Consider the following 17,615-nt stretch of genomic DNA (forward strand, 5'->3'; position numbering starts at 1 on the left):
CAGTATCCAGCCTCTCGCGTCACAACACCGACTGGAGGAAAGCTTGGAGTCGATCTGACTTCGGGTTGTTGATCACGTCCTGCGGAGCGCCTTGCTCTACAATCTGTCCTTCATCCATAAACACGACGTTATCGGCCATTTCGCGGGCGAATCCCATTTCGTGAGTCACCACGATCATGGTCATTCCACTTTCGGCAAGCTCTTGCAGAACAGTGAGAACTTCAGAGACCAGCTCAGGGTCCAGTGCCGACGTCGGTTCGTCGAACAACATAATCTCTGGATCCATAGCCAACGCACGCGCGATGGCAACACGCTGCTGCTGGCCACCCGACAATTCACCGGGATAGTGCGTCGCGCGTTCCCCTAATCCAACCCGTTCTAGGAGTTCAAGTGCCCGTTTCTTGGCCTTCTCTTTGGGTACACCTTTAACCCGGCGCGGCGCTTCCATGACATTTTCCAAAGCAGTCATGTGAGGGAAAAGGTTGAAACGCTGGAACACCATCCCAATGCGGGAACGCTGCCGGGAGATGTCTTTCGCTTTCAAACGCTGGAGTCGCCCGTCGGAAAGAGGTTCTTGCTCATACCCCTGCAGCTCTCCATCGATCCGAATGGAACCTGCCTGGATTCGCTCAAGTTGGTTAACGCATCGCAGAAGAGTCGATTTTCCCGATCCTGATGGGCCGATGAGCACGGTGACGTCGCCACGATTCACCGACAATGACACGTCTTTGAGGATGACGAGCTCACCGAAGGCTTTCCACAAACCGTCGATGACAACTAGCGGCTCACCTGAACCGGCCGTAGCCGTCGGCGCCGACGTCGTACCCGTCGATGTATTCTGATCCGGGTTTACGGGCTTACTCACTGTTCAACCTCCGGGATTTTGCTCAGTTTCGACGGGTCAGACGCCACTTTTTGGATTCGTTTGGAGCTACGGTTCTTATCAAAACCGCGGCCGAAGTATCGCTCGAGGAAGTACTGCCCAACCATGAGCACACTGGTCACGACGAGGTACCACAGCGCCGCGACAATCAGCAGCGGGATCGGTGCATAGAGGCGGTTAGCAATGGCATTTGTTGCATACTGCAGATCCAGAGTAAACGGAACGGCCAGAACCAGGGAGGTCGTCTTCAGCATGCCGATGGTTTCATTCCCTAGCGGCGGGATAATGACACGCATCGCCTGCGGGATAATAATTCGACGAAGGACGGTGCTGTGCTTCATTCCCAAGGCTCGGGCGGCCTCATGCTGGCCTTCGTCCACGCTCTCTAAACCGGATCGGACGATTTCGGCAAGGTAGGCGCCTTCGTTAAAACCAAGCCCCAGTGTTGCAGCCCAAAACGCCGTGATGATGTCGGACGTATCGAATTTGAAGAACTCCGGGCCGAAGGGAACCCCCATGGACAACTTCGGATACAGAACAGCCAACAGCCCCCAGAAAACTAACTGGGTGTAGACAGGGATTCCACGGAAAACGAAAATATACGCCCAAGCAACGGAACGAAGAACAGGATTCTCACTCTGCCGCATAATGGCCGCGGTCACAGCCAGCACAATACCGATCGCCATGGCCAGAACGGTCAGCAACAGGGTCCAGCCAACACCTTTCACGACGTTCACGTCGCGGATGTAGTCATTGACCACGTCCCACTGATAATTAGTGTTTGTGATCAGGCCGTGAATGAACATCGCGACTAAGACTGCAACGATGACAGCTGCAATCCATGTACCCGGATGGAAGACCCCACGTTCCCGGATTCGACCGGGAATAGGATCGGTGTGATGTGAAGCCATGTTGGTGTCTCTCGTTACGTGATCAGTGCGGGTACCTATCGAGGGGTCAGCCCACAGGTCGCAATATTATTGATGTTTGAACATATTATTACATCAACATCCCGAAGACGAGGTCGGGCTCTGGTGCGGAGGTTCGATTAGCTTTCCGACAGCGGCCACGACAGTGTTCCGTACGATGGCCCACCCGACTCCCCCGATTACTGCCTAATCCCCGACGAAAAATCCCCCGAATACCCCGATCCCATGCACGTTCCGCGGACTTATGTGTGCTGGGTAGTTAGTAACCCGCGCTTCATCCGCTCAATCAAGTTTTTGCGCAGGTACACGATATACGCCCAGACGAGCGCGAAAACGATCCCCATCACACCCATTGCGGGATGAACAATGAACCCAACGATGGCGACAACCTGCAAGAACAAGTCGACACCCAGGGCCCAAGTCTTCCCCTGTAGGAACGACATCACCAATAAGGCAACGCAAAATACGATCACCGACACGATGTTGAAAGGAGTGTTATACGCGCCTTCATCAACTCGCGCTACTACGGGGAGAACCAGTAAGAACGTGATGAACTCCATGATCAAGGTCCCGGCCATCACTCCCCGCAACCCTTTCAGCGGGTCCTTCACCGGATCATGGCCGGGCCCTAGGGGGCCATACTCGATCGCGTCGTCGCCCTTCGCGCCGGGGCGCTGACTACCAGGCCGCTGGTTGCCGGGCCGCTGAGCACCGTCGCGACCCGAACCTGTTTCTCGTCGATCCACCACTACTCCGGTTCCTTTCCTAGCAGCGCACGCGCACGGCCTGCTGAATAAACACTGCCCGTTATAACGACCCCTGTTCCAGCCAAGCCGTAACCTTCTTCCTCGCCTTCCTCTTCAGCCAGCGCAACAGCATCTTCAATGGCGTCGGCCATGGAGGCTGAAACATGCACACGTTCGTCACCGAAAAGGGTGCGCGCGAGCTCTGCTAACTCATCGACGGGCATAGCTCGTGGCGAGTCGACCTCGGTGACAACGATTTCATCAAACGTGTCGCGCAGGGTTTCCAACACTCCGACGACATCTTTGTCTTGGAAGATGCTGACGATGCCGATGGGGCGTCGGAAAGAAAAGTCGTCGTGAAGGGTTTCTGCTAAAGCCCGGGCGCCTTGGGGGTTATGGGTGGCGTCAACAAATACCGATGGCGAGGTTCGGATGCGCTCTAAACGGGCTGGTGAACTGACGTTACCGAAGCCCTCGCGAACAGTGTTGATGTCCAATTGACGTCCGCCGCCCGCACCAAAGAAAGCCTCGACGGCGGCAAGTGCTGTCGCAGCATTCCGGGCCTGGTAGGCGCCAGACAGCGGGAGGAAGATGTTTTCGTATGTTCCACCGAGACCACGGATAGTTAAGGTCTGGCCGCCAACCGCCACGGATCGCTCAACGACGCCATATTCACTCCCGGCGCGGGCCACCGAGGCATCGACGGAAACCGCTTGTTCCAGGATCACATTCATCGCTGCGGGGTCCTGCTCGGCGATAATGGCGACATTATCCGGCGGGGTCAGAAGATCATCCTTGTCCCACCGCGACTTAATAATTCCCGCCTTTTCACCGGCGATTTCTTCAATCGTGTCGCCGAGGTATTCGGAGTGGTCCATTCCCACCGGAGTTATCACGGTCACGTCCCCGTGCACGACGTTGGTTGCATCCCAACGGCCACCCATGCCGACTTCGACGACAGCAACGTCAACGGGGGCGTCGGCAAATGCGGCAAATGCCATCGTCGTGAGCACTTCAAAGGTGCTCATGCGCGGTCCCCCGTCGTCCTCAGATCGGCGGTCGACCATCTCGACAAAAGGCTTAATGGATTTCCAGGTCTGCACAAAGTCTGCGGGATGGATGGGTTCCCCATCGATGGCAATTCGTTCCGTCACCGACTGCAGGTGAGGGCTGGTGGTACGGCCGGTGCGACGGTGAAACGCGCGAAGAAGGGATTCAATCATCCGCGTAACGGACGTTTTCCCATTAGTTCCCGCAACATGGATAGATGGGTATGCGTGCTGAGGATCACCCAAAAGATCGAGCACCTGATGCATGCGGTCCAGGGTGGGATCAATTTTCGTCTCTGGCCAGCGCGAATTGAGCTGGTCTTCGACGTCCGCCAACGCCTCGAGATCGTCCGGTGTGATGGTGCGGTGCACGACTTCCGGCTTTGTCTCGTCGCTCAAGGGCAACGTCAGTCCAGCATCATCGACTTCGAGATCGTCGGAGATCGCGGCGTTGATGTCCTCCGGGCTCAGCGACGCCGGATCGACTGAATTGCCCTCGATCTTGTCGTGATGGGAATGGGGGATTCCCCCGTCATTGCCGAGGTCATCCTCGTCACGACCTGCCACCATTCATACCTTCTTCCTTGTATCCCGCGTCGTTGTATACCGTTCGTACGCAGTGTGTACACATTCTCTGGGGCTTACTTATCCGAGGTCCGCCAACCGAGCTGAAATCCGGGCAACCTCTTCCTCGGCAATCGCTCGACGTTCACGGATCTTGTTCACCACGGCGTCCGGCGCTTTCGTGAGGAAGTTCTCGTTGGCTAGCTTCTTACCGGTGGTCTCCAGTTCTTTGTTCGCCGCTTTGAGGTCTTTCTCCATCCGCTTGCGCTCAGCGTCCTTATCGACGGTGTCGGACGTATCCAGTTCGACAGTAATCGTGGTTTGCGATAAGCGCAGTTCGATGGAAGCCGTTGCAGAGAATCCCTCCGAGGGTTCGTCGATACGGGCCAAATTACGGATGGCAGGTTCTTGCGCCTGGAGATCTGCCGCGGAACAATCAACGCGCGCTGGTACCCGCTGTGATGGTTTTACGCCCTGGTCAGAACGGAAACGGCGGATTTCCGTCACCAATTTGATGAGGTCTTCCACACGACGTTGAGCAACAGGGTCTACGTCGGCACCGTTTGTTGTCATCGACGCATCGGGCCAGGCAGAAACAACCAGAGATTCTTTCTGTCCGTCTACTCCATCGGTGAGCGCGGTCCACAGGGTTTCTGTCACATAGGGCATCGTCGGGTGCAGTAGGCGGAGAATGGTGTCCAGCACTCGGCCGATAACGCATTGTGTGGCCTGCCCGGTTGCATCATTATCATCGGGGTCGCGCGGAATCTGTGTCTTCGCAATTTCCAGGTACCAGTCACAGAACTCGTCCCACGTGAAGTGGTAGAGCGCCTCGCTCGCTTTCGCGAATTCGTACTTTTCCAGGGACTTATCAACATACTGGCGGGTCGCCTCCAACCGGTCCAGAATCCACCGGTCAGCATCCGTGAGGGATGAGCGATCTGGCAACGGACCAACCTGCGCGCCATTCATCAGCGCAAACCGGGTTGCGTTAAAGAGCTTCGTCGCGAAGTTACGTGAGGACTGCGCGGCGTCGTTGCCGAGTGGCAGGTCTGTTCCCGGATTTGCCCCACGGGCCAGCGTGAAGCGCAAGGCGTCGGCACCATAATCCCGCACCCAGTCCATGGGGTCGATGCCATTGCCCAGTGACTTCGACATCTTCCGGCCCTGTTCATCGCGGACAAGACCGTGCAAGAAAATGTCCGTGAAAGGTACCTGGGGAAGGCCGTTCTCCGCTGTCGCGCCCTGGCCCTCATGAAGGGTTGAGTCCTCAAGGGTATCGGCGTAGGTGGCGAACATCATCATTCGGGCTACCCAGAAAAACAGGATGTCATATCCTGTGACCAGCACGGACGTCGGATAGAATTTGTCCAGGTCCTCGGTGTGGTCCGGCCAGCCCATCGTCGAGAACGGCCACAAACCAGAAGAAAACCAGGTATCCAACACATCGGGATCCTGATGCCAGCCTTCACCTGATGGTGGTTCATCATCAGGCCCACAACAAACGACCTCACCGTCAGGGCCGTACCAAATCGGAATCCGATGCCCCCACCACAACTGCCGAGAAATACACCAGTCGTGCATGTTGTCGACCCAATCGAACCAGCGGGGTGTCTGGCTTTCCGGGTGAATGACGGTATCACCGCTGCTCACAGCTTCGGACGCCATCTTGGCGAGGCCATCGACCTTCACCCACCATTGCTCAGACAAGCGGGGCTCAATGGCCTCTTTGGTGCGCTCGGAGTGCCCCACCGAGTGGACATAGGGGCGGATCTCCTTCACAATTCGGCCCTGTTCGCGCAGCGCTTCCGTGATCGCCTTCCGCGCCTCATACCGATCCATGCCATCGAACTGGGTTCCGGTATCCGCAATATGCGCCGTCTTATCCAACACAACAGGCATATCGAGGTTGTGGCGCTGCCCCATCGCGAAGTCGTTGGGGTCATGAGCCGGCGTGATCTTCACAGCACCCGTACCGAATTCCGGATCGACATAATCGTCGGCAATGACCTTCATCATGCGGCCTTCGATAAAGGGGTGCGGCAGCTCTTTGCCGACAAGGTCTTTGTATCGATCATCGTCCGGATGGACGGCCACGGCGACGTCGCCCAGCATCGTCTCAACACGCGTCGTCGCGACAATGACGTGCGGCTCGTCGTCGTTGAGCGAACCGTAGCGGATGGAAACGAGCTCACCCTCGTCGTCGGAGTACACGACCTCGATATCCGAGATCGCGGTCTCTAACTTCGGCGACCAATTCACCATTCGGTTCGCACGGTAAATTAACCCCTGATCATAAAGCTTCTTGAACATGGTCTGAACCGCACGCGAGAGCCCCTCGTCGAGAGTAAACCGCTCACGCGACCAATCCAGAGAATCCCCCAACGCGCGCATTTGGTTGCCGATTCTCTCGGCATAGTCTTTCTTCCACGACCACACCTTGTCGACGAATTCCTCGCGGCCGTAATCGAAGCGATCCTTCCCCTCTGTCTCCTTGAGAAGCGCCTCGACCTTAGTTTGGGTAGCGATACCCGCGTGGTCCATCCCCGGGAGCCACAGGACCTCATAGCCTTGCATCCGCTTCTGGCGAGCGAGGGCATCCATAATCGTGTGGTCCAGTGCGTGGCCCATGTGCAACTGCCCGGTCACATTCGGCGGCGGCAAAACAATGGAATACGACGGCTTCGATGACGACGCATCCGCCGTGAAGTAGCCCTTGTTTAGCCAGCTCTCATAAAGTTTCTTCTCAACATCCGCGGGATTCCACTGCTTAGGTAAGAGGTCTGCGCGGTTCGTCGTAGAGGATTTCGATGATGACGAGGAGCCTTGCGGCGTGTGACGGGCTGAATTCATGAGGTTCATTCTAAAACGGGCCGAGGACATATGCCGTTTCGGGGCAACGACAGCATAAGGCCCGGCTCTTCCACCAGGGAGAGCCGGGCCTTTATAACCGTTCATCAACGGCCTAACAACCGATTATGAGCCGTCGAGGGCTGCCAAGGCTAGATCAAGCCGCTATCCTCCACGACCTTCTTCTCGTTACGGAGTTCCTCCACGTTGGCGTTGATGAGCTTGCGCTGTGCGTCGGAAATCTCCAGGTCCTTAACAACTTCCCACTCACCGTTCACCGAGCGGCACGGGACGGAAGCGACCAGGCCTTCGTCGATACCGTAGGAACCATCCGACGGAAGCGACACGGATACCCAGTCGCCCTCCGGGGTTCCGGCGAACCAATCACGCATGTGATCGATGGCCGCTGAGGCTGCGGAGGCTGCCGAGGACTTACCGCGGACCTCGATGATTTCAGCCCCACGCTTGGCAACACGCGGACGGAACTCGTCGGCAAGCCACTTTTCATCGACCTTGTCGGCAACAGACTCGCCATTGACCGTGGCGTAGGTTACGTCGGGGAACTGCGTAGCAGAGTGGTTGCCCCACACCGTCATCTTCGCGAAGTCTTTCACCGGGGCACCCAGCTTTTCGGACAGCTGAGCCAGCGACCGGTTGTGATCCAGACGGGTCATGGCGGTGAAGTGGTTGGCAGGGATGTCGGGGGCGCTGGCCTTCGCGATCAGGCAGTTGGTGTTGGCAGGGTTGCCCACGACGAGTACGCGCACATCTTTGGCAGCGTGATCGTTGATTGCTTTACCTTGGGGCCCAAAAATCTTGCCGTTTGCTGCAAGGAGATCGGAGCGTTCCTCCCCTTTACCGCGGGGCTTGGAACCAACCAAGAAAACCGCCTGGGCATCCTCAAATGCTTCCTCTGCCTTATCGGTGACCGTAATACCAGTGACCAGCGGGAATGCAGCGTCGAAGAGCTCCATCGCGACACCCTGAGCAGCGGAAACAGCCTGCGGAATATCGAGCAGCCGGAGGTGAACCGGGGTGTCCTTACCAAAGACGTCACCTGAAGCAATGCGGAAGAGCAAAGAGTACGAAATCTGCCCGGATGCTCCGGAAACAGCAACGTTGACGGGATTCTTTCCTTCAGCAGTCATTAAAACCTTCCCTACATATCGGTGTACCGCGTACCACCCGTTCACAGTCGGGCCATCCACCTACTACTCGAGAGGTCAGTTGCCCGGAAAAGAGCTACGGAACGGTAGGTCTGCGCTCCCCCAACGATACTCCTTAACCGGGCCACCCTGCATTTACAGTTTTTTTGGAATCCCAGAACACATTACCAACTCCTTCGGTCTGCGTGACTACGAATGTGGCGTGGCGTCGGCTCCACACCGATCCTTCCACATAGCGACATTGATTGTGCTCTCCACGTGATAGCGATGCTCTCCGCGTGGCAGCGATGCTTTCGGCGAGGGGGTAGTTCCTCGCGCCGATCGTATAAAGGCGGGCATTGATCGGAACACTATGCGCTTTACTACCCCCGAAAATGGTCAAAAATCCTCTGCAAACTGCGATAAACCAGGAGATAATGCAGAAAGTAAAAACTAAAGTCTACGATTGTGTTGGTAATTATGGCACCAGGTCGAGACCGTAACTGTTCCTCTACCACCGTTAGTCGATCAGCATCACTAGCACGTGGAGGTTGGTGGCGGACTGGATCATAAGCTCGTCGATAATGTGAACCAGTCGATGAGGGATCAAGGAGCATGAGGCAACAGACTCAGCACGCCGCGAACTGAAGCCATAGATGTCAACCCCGTTCGAAGTAATGAGTATGTCAACATCGCCTATACACAACGACTCCCCCTCAGCACCCGACCTCATTTCCATCGATACCGAACCTATCTCAAATGACGCTGAGACCTCAGCCCCTGAGCATGAGGAAATTCTCGACGCCGCGCTGACCGTTTTTTCTAACGTCGGCTATAACGAGGCTCGCCTTGAAAATATCGCGAGCGCGTCCGGTGTCTCTAAACGGATGATCCATTACTATTACGGCGACAAAAAAGGCCTGTACATGGAGTGTCTGCGCTATGCAGAAACGCTCCTCCATCCCAAGGCAGAAGATCTTATTCCTGACAGTGACGTGCCGGTTGAGGCGATCCGGCAGCTCATTGACATCCTTGTGAGGAAGTTCTTTGCTGAGCCACGGTCGGCGAGGATGCTAGCCATGGAAAACCTGCTTGGGATTCTTCCCCAAGACGCCGATGTACACATCTTTTCTGGTTCACCCGCCGTCCTACAGATCGGACGCCTACTCATGAATGGCCAGGATCACGGTGCGTTTCGGCCAGGAGTTTCCGCGATCGATATTTACTTCATTATCTGCGCGTTAGCGATGTTTCCCGCGTATAACCAGTCGACATTTCGATCTATGTACGACGTAGCCACCGGCGACGAAACCAACCGCGATGGCATTAATGCGCTGATTCAAGATACTGTGATCAGCCTATTAACGACGACGATGGCCACACGCGAGGGAGATTCCTACACCGTCACAACCGAGCAGCTTCGCGCCAGTGAGCGTGAGAATACGCCACTATATGGTGACGGTGATCTCTTGGATGGCAGTGATGCACCGGCTCCTAATGAAACGAATCGATTCGACGAACAATTTGGTCCGTTCTCGGAATTTTATCGCGACTGATTGAACGTTGGGCCGCGGTTCGCGCTCCGACACACCTTGCTTTCCACACGTGAATCGTCGGCAACCATGTACGGGTTGAGGTTGCCGGCCTTGGGGGTCCAGGCCCGGCCGGCATTCAAGATGGCCGGCCTTTGAGAGCGGCCGGCTTTTGAGAGCGGCCGGCTTTAGGCGGATTCCCGTTCTGCTTCCGTGGACGAAATCAGCCTCGGTTCAGCACCTTCTGTGACGCATTCTTCTGAAATAACCACTTCAGTGACGTCCTCTGAGTCGGGGACCTCGAACATGACCGGGCCTAGGATCTCCTCCAGGATCGCCCTCAGGCCACGAGCCCCCGTACCGCGTTCGATGGCTTTGTCGGCAATGGCCTTGAGCGCACCCTCCTCCATGGTCAGGGTTACGCCGTCCATGTCGAGCAACCTGCTGTACTGCTTGACCAGCGAGTTCTTCGGCTCAGTCAGCACACGAACCAGCGCTTCGCGGTCAAGATCATTGACGGTAGCGACGACCGGGAGGCGCCCAATGAACTCGGGAATTAACCCGAATTTCACCAGGTCTTCGGGCTGAGCATAGGAGAACGCATCGAGTTCGTTTTCCTCTTTAGAGGACACATTCGCACCGAATCCGAGCCCTTGCTTTCCGCGCCGCTCACCAATGACTTTCTCCAAGCCCGCGAACGCACCGGCAACGATGAACAGGACGTTCTTCGTATCTAACTGGATAAATTCTTGGTTCGGATGCTTCCGGCCACCCTGCGGCGGGACCGAGGCCACCGTTCCTTCGAGGATTTTCAGCAGTGCCTGCTGAACACCCTCGCCTGAAACGTCCCTGGTAATCGAGGGGTTTTCCGATTTGCGTGAAATCTTGTCGACCTCGTCGATGTAAATGATTCCGCGCTGGGCACGATCAACATCAAAGTCTGCAGCCTGGAGGAGTTTCAGAAGAATGTTCTCCACGTCTTCACCGACATAGCCAGCCTCAGTCAGACTGGTCGCGTCGGTCATGGCGAAGGGAACGTCGAGCATGCGGGCCAGTGTTTGCGCCAGGTAGGTCTTGCCGGAACCAGTCGGGCCGAGCATGAGGATGTTGGACTTGGCGATCTCTATATCGTCGTCAGAGTTATGGTGATCATTCTCATCGGCTTGGATACGCTTGTAGTGGTTGTAAACCGCCACAGCTAAAGTCCGCTTTGCCGTGTCCTGTCCAATGACGTAATCACCGAGAAAGTCGACGATCTGCGATGGCTTCGGTAGTGCCTTGTCGGTCTTCTGTGCGGGTGAATTATCAAATTCTTCTTCGATAATTTCATTGCACAGGTCGATGCATTCGTCGCAGATGTATACACCTGGGCCCGCGATGAGTTTGCGGACCTGCTTCTGGCTCTTTCCGCAAAAAGAGCACTTCAGGACATCGGCGCTTTCCTGCATACGTGCCATAAATTCCCTTGACCCCTAACGACTTCGTAGGCGTACAACCGTTGATGGTTGTCTATCCGAGACCAAAGCCCAGAATAGCAGCGGAGCTAGTCGATTCCGCGCTCATTCTGGGCTCGTTGTCATCTCATTATAAAACTGGGCAGCAAACCGGCACCTCCGGTTCATAGGCCCTGTTCGCGTCGGTGCCTCTTTCCTACTTCTGTGCAGAGGCCTTCCGGTAATCAAAGACTTGGTCGATGATTCCGTATTCCTTCGCACCTTCCGCGGTGAGGATCTTGTCGCGGTCGGTATCGATACGGATTTGTTCCGCTGATACGCCAGTGTGCCGAGCCAAGGTGGTCTCCATCAAGGTCCGCATACGCTCAATCTCTGCGGCCTGGATTTCGAGGTCGGAAACCTGCCCCTGCGTACCCTGCGTCGCTGGCTGGTGAATAAGGACGCGCGCGTTCGGTAACGCAGCACGCTTGCCCGGAGTACCGGCTGCCAACAGCACCGCGGCTGCCGACGCTGCCTGCCCCAAGCAGACCGTGACGACGTCGGGACGGACGTACTGCATGGTGTCGTAAATCGCCATGAGCGACGTGAACGATCCGCCGGGCGAGTTGATGTACATGGTGATGTCACGGTCCGGGTCTAGCCCCTCGAGGACGAGGAGCTGAGCCATGATGTCGTTGGCGGAGGCGTCGTCGACCTGGGTGCCGAGGAAGATGATGCGCTCTTCGAAAAGCTTGTTATACGGGTTAGATTCTTTCGCCCCAAACGAGCTGTGCTCGACAAATGATGGGAGGATGTAGCGGCTTTCTGGCATCTGCATGTGGGAAACCCCGTTCAGTTGAGAAGAAGAATAATGGTTGAGTTCATCGCTAGGGTTCATGGCCACTACTCTGTCTCCTCCTTCGCCGATGTAATCACGTGGTCAACAAAGCCGTACTCTAAGGCCTCCTGGGCATCGAACCAGCGGTCGCGGTCGGAGTCCTTTTGAATTCGCTCCAGCGGCTGGCCGGTGTGCTGCGCGTTGAGCTCGGCCAAATCGCGCTTGGTGCGGGCGAACTGCTCTGCCTGAATGGCAATATCGGCTGCCGTTCCGCCAACACCTGCCGACGGCTGGTGCATCAAAATACGAGCGTGAGGCAAAGCGTAGCGTTTGCCCTTTGTCCCCGCGGTGAGGAGGAACTGGCCCATGGAGGCAGCCAGGCCCATCCCGTACGTGGCGATGTCGCACGGCGCGTAAGTCATGGTGTCATAAATGGCCATGCCTGCGGTCACAGAGCCACCGGGCGAGTTGATATACAACGAAATGTCTCGCGTCGGGTCCTCCGCGGAGAGCAAAAGGATCTGTGCGCACAGCCGGTTGGCGATGTCATCATTAACCTCGGTGCCGAGGAAGATAATGCGTTCCCGCAGCAGTCGCTCGAAGACGGAATCGTTAAGGTTCAGTCCTGCTGTCCCATTGTCCATGGTGGGGGCAGAATAGCCCTTCTGAGCACTAAGTCCAGTGTCGTTTGGGGAAAAGTTCATTATGTACGCTCACTTTCCAATGTTTTTGGGTGCACCCCAGACTAGCTAATTCGATGAAGCGTGGCTCGCCTTTTGCGCTCTGTTCGCTGTTAGCGTGCGTCGGCATGAGATGCCGATGCCCCCACACCTTTCGGGGCGTGGGGGCAGTGTCGGAATTATCCGCAAGTCAACGGTTTATTTTTCAGTGTTCTCTGAATCGTCATCGGTGGGCGTTGCCACGGGCGCTTCTGCCGCTTGATCGAATTCAGCCGATTCTTCGGTCTCGGTGCCCGAAGGCGTTGCTTCGCTGTTTTCAGATGCTTCGGCATCTGCAGGCCCGGTAGAAGTCTCGTCGGCGTTTTCTTCTTCACCGAAATATTCTTTCGGATCGATTTCGTTGCCATCGGTGTCCTTGACTGAAACCGTGCAGATGGATTCAGCCAAAGCCTTGCCACGACGAACATCGGCATAAAGGGCACCGATCTGGTCCGACGCCTGAATAGCCTGCATGAACTGCTGAGGCTCCATGCCGTACCGCTGGGCGGTGAACATAATGTGCTCGGTGAATTCCTGCTGGCTGACCTCTGGCTGGAGTTCATCAGCGAGAGTGTCAAGGAACAGCTGAGTCCGCACGGCTTCCTCTGCGCTGGACCGGGTGTCACGATCGAACTCTTCGCGGCTGCTGCCCTGAGCGGCGAGAAGCTGGTCAAAGGCTTTCTCATCGCCGTTGAACTGCTGCAGGAGCTGATTCAGCTGGCCTTTAACTTGCTCTTCGACGACGGCTTCTGGCAGCTCGAAGTCGGTCTTTTCCAGAGCCTTCTCGAGAACCTTGTCCCGGATGGACGACGCCTGCTCGGCCTTCTTGTTTTCCTCAACCTGCTTAGCCAAGGACTCACGAAGCTCGCCAATGGTGTCGAATTCCGATGCGAGCTGAGCGAAGTCATCGTCAGCTTCGGGAAGCTCACGTTCTTTGAGCGACTTCACGGTGACAGTGACCTCGGCCTCTTCGCCTTCGTGGTCACCGGCGACGAGGTTCGACTTAAAGGTCTTTGATTCATCGACCTTCATGCCCTCGAGCGCGTCGTCCAAGCCCTCGATGAGCTCACCGTTACCAACCTGGTGGGAAAGGCCTTCGGTCGTGGCCTCGTCAACGGGTTCGCCACCCACAGTTGCGGACAGGTCAATAGAAACGAAGTCGTCCTTCTGAACTGGGCGCTCGACTGCCTTCAAGGTGCCGAAACGTGCGCGGAGGTTGTCCAGCTCAGCGTCGACAGCGGCGTCGTCGGCAACGAGCGGATCGACTTCGACCTCGATGGTGGAGAAATCAGGAAGGTCAATCTCCGGGCGGACGTCAGCCTCTGCGGTGAACTCAACGAGCTCGTTATCTTCCAACCGGGTGATGTCAATGGTCGGCTGCGTGAGGACCTTAAGGTCATGCTCTTCAACAGCCTGGCTGTAGCGGCTGGGCAGCATGTTGTTGATGGCCTGGTCAAGGATAGCCCCACGACCGAGCCGCGCCTCAAGAACGCGCGGAGGAACCTTACCCTTACGGAAGCCAGGGAGTGTGACCTGCTGCGCCAGCGAGCGGTAGGCTTGGTCGATCTCCGGCTGAAGCTCGTCAAAAGGAACTTCGACAGTAAGCTTTACGCGAGTCGCGCTCTGTTGCTCAACGGAGCTCTTCACGGATGCACACTCCTGTGGTGTCGTTGGTTATTTGGAATACAATTTCTCTCTATTTGTGGAGACCCGGCCTGCCAAACGTCGTGTCTGACCGGCCGGACCACTCCTGGTCGGGGTAGCGGGATTCGAACCCACGACCCCTCGCTCCCAAAGCGAGTGCGCTACCAAGCTGCGCCATACCCCGGTATGAAAGAAAGTCCACCGGCCACGTGTGCCGAAGACAACTAGAGTCTACGGGCACCGTTTTTGCCGCTTTCAATGACCCCCACTATTCAGCGCTATCCACCGCAAAATACGTGGTGAAAGAGCTTTTTGTGATGTTACACGGTGAACTTATGGATTAGCAATGGAGCGAGGATGCGCCGTTTTCTACTCTCCGCTGTGACAGCAGCTCTATGCCTTAAGTCCTATGCCTTACGTTCCCTGTCTCACGACGGGCACTGCCGCATGATGACGGCATAACCTATCCAAAAAGTGTCCACACCGCGTTCTGTCGTATAACACCCGGGAGGAACCCAATTCCTGGGGCGCGAAACACTGACACACAGAAGAAGGAACCGGTACACGGAAAACTGCGGGGAAACTACATCTAGAGCCCAAAAGTGCAGGGGGATACGCGCCCCAAAACAAAAGTGCGGGGGAATATGGTCAATTTTCGGCCATTTTTCGCCCATATCCCCACAGTTTTCACCACCGACCCCGATATACCCCCACAGTTTTCCGGCACGCGAACACACTATTGGCGTATAACCCCGAAGAACCCGTGTGGGCATATGCATGGTCATACGACGAAACCCGGCTAGTTCTCCGCAAGCGTGGAAAACTAGCCGGGTTTTAATGCCGTCGGGACTTTCGATGTCTCCGACACAATGGAGGGAATGACGGGAATCGAACCCGCGTCTTCAGCTTGGAAGGCTGAGGTATTAGCCACTATACGACATTCCCATTGCGAAAAACGGTACCTGAGCAAGTGAAACGCGACTAAAGCGCATTTCAACGCCCACGAACCTTCTTTCCGCGATGTGTTGCCATAGTACATTCCGTTCGCGGTTTCGCAAAACCCGAACTCACCACAAATTACGCATTCTCGATCCCGCTACAACGCTGCCTTTTAAACACCGCATTAAACGTCTCACGAACCAAACACTCACGAGCGCAGAAGCATCAGCTTCGCACGAGCAGCCGCGTCGCCAATTAGGCAAGCGCCACCAGCAGCAATAACGCCCAGAATGTCGGTCACCTAAAGGCCCGTCGCGTAAAATAATGGTGACGACACTACCCCTGGAGGAACCATGCCTACCGATACTCCTGCTACCCCACTATCAGGCGATTCTTCCGCATCACTGACGGCAACAACTCTCTCCACTGATTTATCCCAGACGCAGCTCATCGCCAATGGAGTCAGTTTTGATTATTCGGGAGTCCCGGTTCTCCGCAACATCGATCTCACCTTGTCAGCGGGCGACGTTCTCGGGCTGGTCGGCGATAACGGCGCTGGTAAATCGACGTTAATGTGGGTCCTCTCTGGCCGACGCAAGCCCACGAGCGGCGTCGTTACCCACGTCGGGCAACGTGTTCTTGGTTCACAGGAATTAGAAGCTCCCTTCGATTCAACCGGCGATATGCTCATTAAAGAGGCACTGGGGCCGTCACTCCGTCGCTTGCAAGCATTCGAGGAGGCGACGGAAGCACTCGCTGACGCGGAGACAGACGAGGAAGTTGGCCGAGCAAATGAGCGTTACTCAACGATTTTCTCCGATGTCACGGCCCACGATGATTGGAATGCCGAACATAACGCGGACATTATTCTCGACAGCCTCGGCCTCACCAATGACGACTCCACGACTGTCGATGGAGAACCGCTGCTCTCACGCAGAACAGCCGATCTATCTGGCGGCCAGCGAGCGCGTCTTGGGTTAGCGCTCACCCTCATTCGCAATCCTGAGATCCTTCTTCTCGACGAGCCCACCAACCACCTCGACGACCGTGGCAGAGAACTTGTTATCGATCACATTCATAACCACGCTGGCGTGGTTGTCGTCGCTACGCATGATCGGGATTTTCTCGATGCGGTGTGTACGCAGATCGGCGATATCGTGCCCCGGCGCGAGGGAATTCACATTTTTAGAGGCAATTACACCGCTTATGACAAGCACCGTCGGCACGAACGAGCGCTATGGGAGCATCAATGGAAGACGGAGCAGAGGGAGAAAAACCAGCTAGAACAGGATATTGAGGCACATCATGAGTCGGCCGGTCCGAAAAAGGCGAAGCGGGACAACGAAAAGGTCATGTATGGGATGGCCGGTAACCGGGCCGAGCGTCAATTGTCCCGACGAATCCGTGCGGCGCGGCAACGTCTCACTGAGCTCGAGGAGAACGGTGTTGAACAGCCTCCTGCGGTTCTGGGGCTCGATGCGCCTTTGACCACGCCTGTACCGCGTCGTCGGGTCGCGGCAGGATCCGACGAGGACTTCGCCATAAAACTACAAGGACTCGTTGTTCCTGATCGTGTCCGCGTGGGATCTTTGACTATTCGTCCGGGCGAAAAAGTGGTGATTACGGGTCCAAATGGAGCGGGTAAGTCGTCGTTACTGGGAGCTATCTCCGGCGCGGTACCAACAGAGAGCGGGCAAGTTCGCATTGGGGAAGGCCAAAGCGTCGGTGTTCTCCACCAAGAACAGCGTTGGGATGACCCCACACAATCAGCGGAAGATCTGTATGCGTTGGCCCCTCACCCCACTGTGAGTTTCGACGAGCTCGGACTGCTGGCCCCGGAGGACGCTATTCGACCCGTCGGGGACCTCTCTATAGGCCAGCAACGACGAGTAGCGCTTGCGCTGATTGCGGCCCGCCCGCCCCACATTCTCCTTCTCGACGAGCCGACGAACCACCTCTCCGTCGACTTGATTGAAGAGGTGCAGGATGCCATCGCGAGCGCTGAGGGGACAGTGCTGGTTGTCACTCACGACCGTCGGATGATTGAGCGGTTGGAGGCTCGGCACCTAATTGTTGACCACCACGAGGTGGTGGAGGGGCAACGAGGGCACCGTTCAGTCGAGTTCCAATAATTAGTTTTGGCAACCATACCATTATCAGTACCCCTACTATGGGGTAACTTTTTTACCGGCTCGATAACGAATAGTTAACGATTCTTTATCGGGCAGAAATCTGCAGATTCTTTGGTAAGCAGCGCCTTTAAACGTGGGTTGAACACATACGGGGGTGTAATAAGTAGTTTAACGGATTTCATGCCGGTTTAGCTGGAGTTTTGCTACATAGC

The 17,615-nt window shown here is 56.2% G+C and carries 12 protein-coding genes and 2 tRNA genes; 2 read left to right on the forward strand and 12 right to left on the reverse strand.

Features of this window, described 5'->3' with window-relative positions; all coding sequences use genetic code 11:
• Positions 1–19: 19 nt before the first annotated feature.
• The 6 genes from KCQ76_RS02570 to KCQ76_RS02595 form a co-directional block, all read right to left on the reverse strand.
• Positions 20–865: an amino acid ABC transporter ATP-binding protein gene (locus KCQ76_RS02570; RefSeq protein WP_082089771.1), complete on the reverse strand. Its 846-nt coding sequence runs from the start codon at positions 863–865 to the stop codon at positions 20–22.
• Entirely contained in the window at positions 862–1,794 is a 933-nt protein-coding gene (locus KCQ76_RS02575; RefSeq protein WP_012731992.1) for an amino acid ABC transporter permease, read from the reverse strand. The genes KCQ76_RS02570 and KCQ76_RS02575 overlap by 4 nt, the downstream gene beginning before the upstream one ends.
• A gap of 260 nt (positions 1,795–2,054) precedes the next feature.
• A complete protein-coding gene (locus tag KCQ76_RS02580) occupies positions 2,055–2,459 on the reverse strand; it encodes a DUF4233 domain-containing protein (RefSeq protein WP_046202765.1) in 405 nt (134 codons plus the stop codon).
• A 101-nt stretch (positions 2,460–2,560) separates the two neighbouring features.
• On the reverse strand, positions 2,561–4,078 hold the full coding sequence (folC, locus tag KCQ76_RS02585) for a bifunctional tetrahydrofolate synthase/dihydrofolate synthase (protein ID WP_373369104.1): 1,518 nt from the start codon (positions 4,076–4,078) through the stop codon (positions 2,561–2,563).
• A 174-nt stretch (positions 4,079–4,252) separates the two neighbouring features.
• A complete protein-coding gene (locus KCQ76_RS02590) occupies positions 4,253–7,024 on the reverse strand; it encodes a valine--tRNA ligase (RefSeq protein ID WP_046205120.1) in 2,772 nt (923 codons plus the stop codon).
• 149 nt (positions 7,025–7,173) lie between these two features.
• On the reverse strand, positions 7,174–8,169 hold the full coding sequence (locus KCQ76_RS02595) for a malate dehydrogenase (protein WP_046202574.1): 996 nt from the start codon (positions 8,167–8,169) through the stop codon (positions 7,174–7,176).
• 680 nt (positions 8,170–8,849) lie between these two features.
• Here KCQ76_RS02595 and KCQ76_RS02600 point away from each other — a divergent pair.
• Positions 8,850–9,722 carry a TetR/AcrR family transcriptional regulator gene (locus tag KCQ76_RS02600; protein WP_052722194.1) on the forward strand — a complete coding sequence of 291 codons (873 nt, stop codon included), beginning with the start codon at positions 8,850–8,852 and terminating at the stop codon, positions 9,720–9,722.
• Between the two features lie 164 nt (positions 9,723–9,886).
• Here the strand turns inward: KCQ76_RS02600 and clpX are convergent, their stop codons facing one another.
• The 6 genes from clpX to KCQ76_RS02630 form a co-directional block, all read right to left on the reverse strand.
• Positions 9,887–11,155: an ATP-dependent Clp protease ATP-binding subunit ClpX gene (clpX, locus tag KCQ76_RS02605; RefSeq protein WP_221914782.1), complete on the reverse strand. Its 1,269-nt coding sequence runs from the start codon at positions 11,153–11,155 to the stop codon at positions 9,887–9,889.
• A 193-nt stretch (positions 11,156–11,348) separates the two neighbouring features.
• A complete protein-coding gene (locus tag KCQ76_RS02610; protein ID WP_041629449.1) occupies positions 11,349–11,969 on the reverse strand; it encodes an ATP-dependent Clp protease proteolytic subunit in 621 nt (206 codons plus the stop codon).
• A 65-nt stretch (positions 11,970–12,034) separates the two neighbouring features.
• Positions 12,035–12,673 (reverse strand): ATP-dependent Clp protease proteolytic subunit, encoded by a 639-nt coding sequence (locus KCQ76_RS02615; RefSeq protein WP_082089769.1) that lies wholly within the window; start codon positions 12,671–12,673, stop codon positions 12,035–12,037.
• Positions 12,674–12,847: 174 nt separating this feature from the next.
• On the reverse strand, positions 12,848–14,335 hold the full coding sequence (gene tig / locus KCQ76_RS02620; protein ID WP_046202576.1) for a trigger factor: 1,488 nt from the start codon (positions 14,333–14,335) through the stop codon (positions 12,848–12,850).
• Positions 14,336–14,439: 104 nt separating this feature from the next.
• A tRNA-Pro gene (locus KCQ76_RS02625) sits at positions 14,440–14,516 on the reverse strand.
• A 686-nt stretch (positions 14,517–15,202) separates the two neighbouring features.
• Positions 15,203–15,277, reverse strand: a tRNA-Gly gene (locus tag KCQ76_RS02630).
• Positions 15,278–15,624: 347 nt separating this feature from the next.
• On the opposite strand from KCQ76_RS02630, the gene KCQ76_RS02635 reads away from it, so the two are divergent.
• Entirely contained in the window at positions 15,625–17,403 is a 1,779-nt protein-coding gene (locus KCQ76_RS02635; RefSeq protein WP_052722193.1) for an ABC-F family ATP-binding cassette domain-containing protein, read from the forward strand.
• Positions 17,404–17,615: the final 212 nt, after the last annotated feature.

This window comes from Corynebacterium parakroppenstedtii, from assembly GCF_019754935.1.
GTDB classification, from domain to species: domain Bacteria; phylum Actinomycetota; class Actinomycetes; order Mycobacteriales; family Mycobacteriaceae; genus Corynebacterium; species Corynebacterium parakroppenstedtii.

Excerpts from the sequence above, each read along its gene's own strand:
- KCQ76_RS02600 (WP_052722194.1), top strand. The coding sequence starts at position 8,850 with ATGTCAACATCGCCTATACACAACGACTCCCCCTCAGCACCCGACCTC.
- KCQ76_RS02595 (WP_046202574.1), bottom strand. The coding sequence starts at position 8,169 with ATGACTGCTGAAGGAAAGAATCCCGTCAACGTTGCTGTTTCCGGAGCA.
- KCQ76_RS02590 (WP_046205120.1), bottom strand. The coding sequence starts at position 7,024 with ATGAATTCAGCCCGTCACACGCCGCAAGGCTCCTCGTCATCATCGAAA.
- KCQ76_RS02610 (WP_041629449.1), bottom strand. The coding sequence starts at position 11,969 with ATGCAGATGCCAGAAAGCCGCTACATCCTCCCATCATTTGTCGAGCAC.
- clpX (WP_221914782.1), bottom strand. The coding sequence starts at position 11,155 with ATGGCACGTATGCAGGAAAGCGCCGATGTCCTGAAGTGCTCTTTTTGC.
- KCQ76_RS02575 (WP_012731992.1), bottom strand. The coding sequence starts at position 1,794 with ATGGCTTCACATCACACCGATCCTATTCCCGGTCGAATCCGGGAACGT.
- KCQ76_RS02635 (WP_052722193.1), top strand. The coding sequence starts at position 15,625 with ATGCCTACCGATACTCCTGCTACCCCACTATCAGGCGATTCTTCCGCA.
- KCQ76_RS02615 (WP_082089769.1), bottom strand. The coding sequence starts at position 12,673 with ATGAACTTTTCCCCAAACGACACTGGACTTAGTGCTCAGAAGGGCTAT.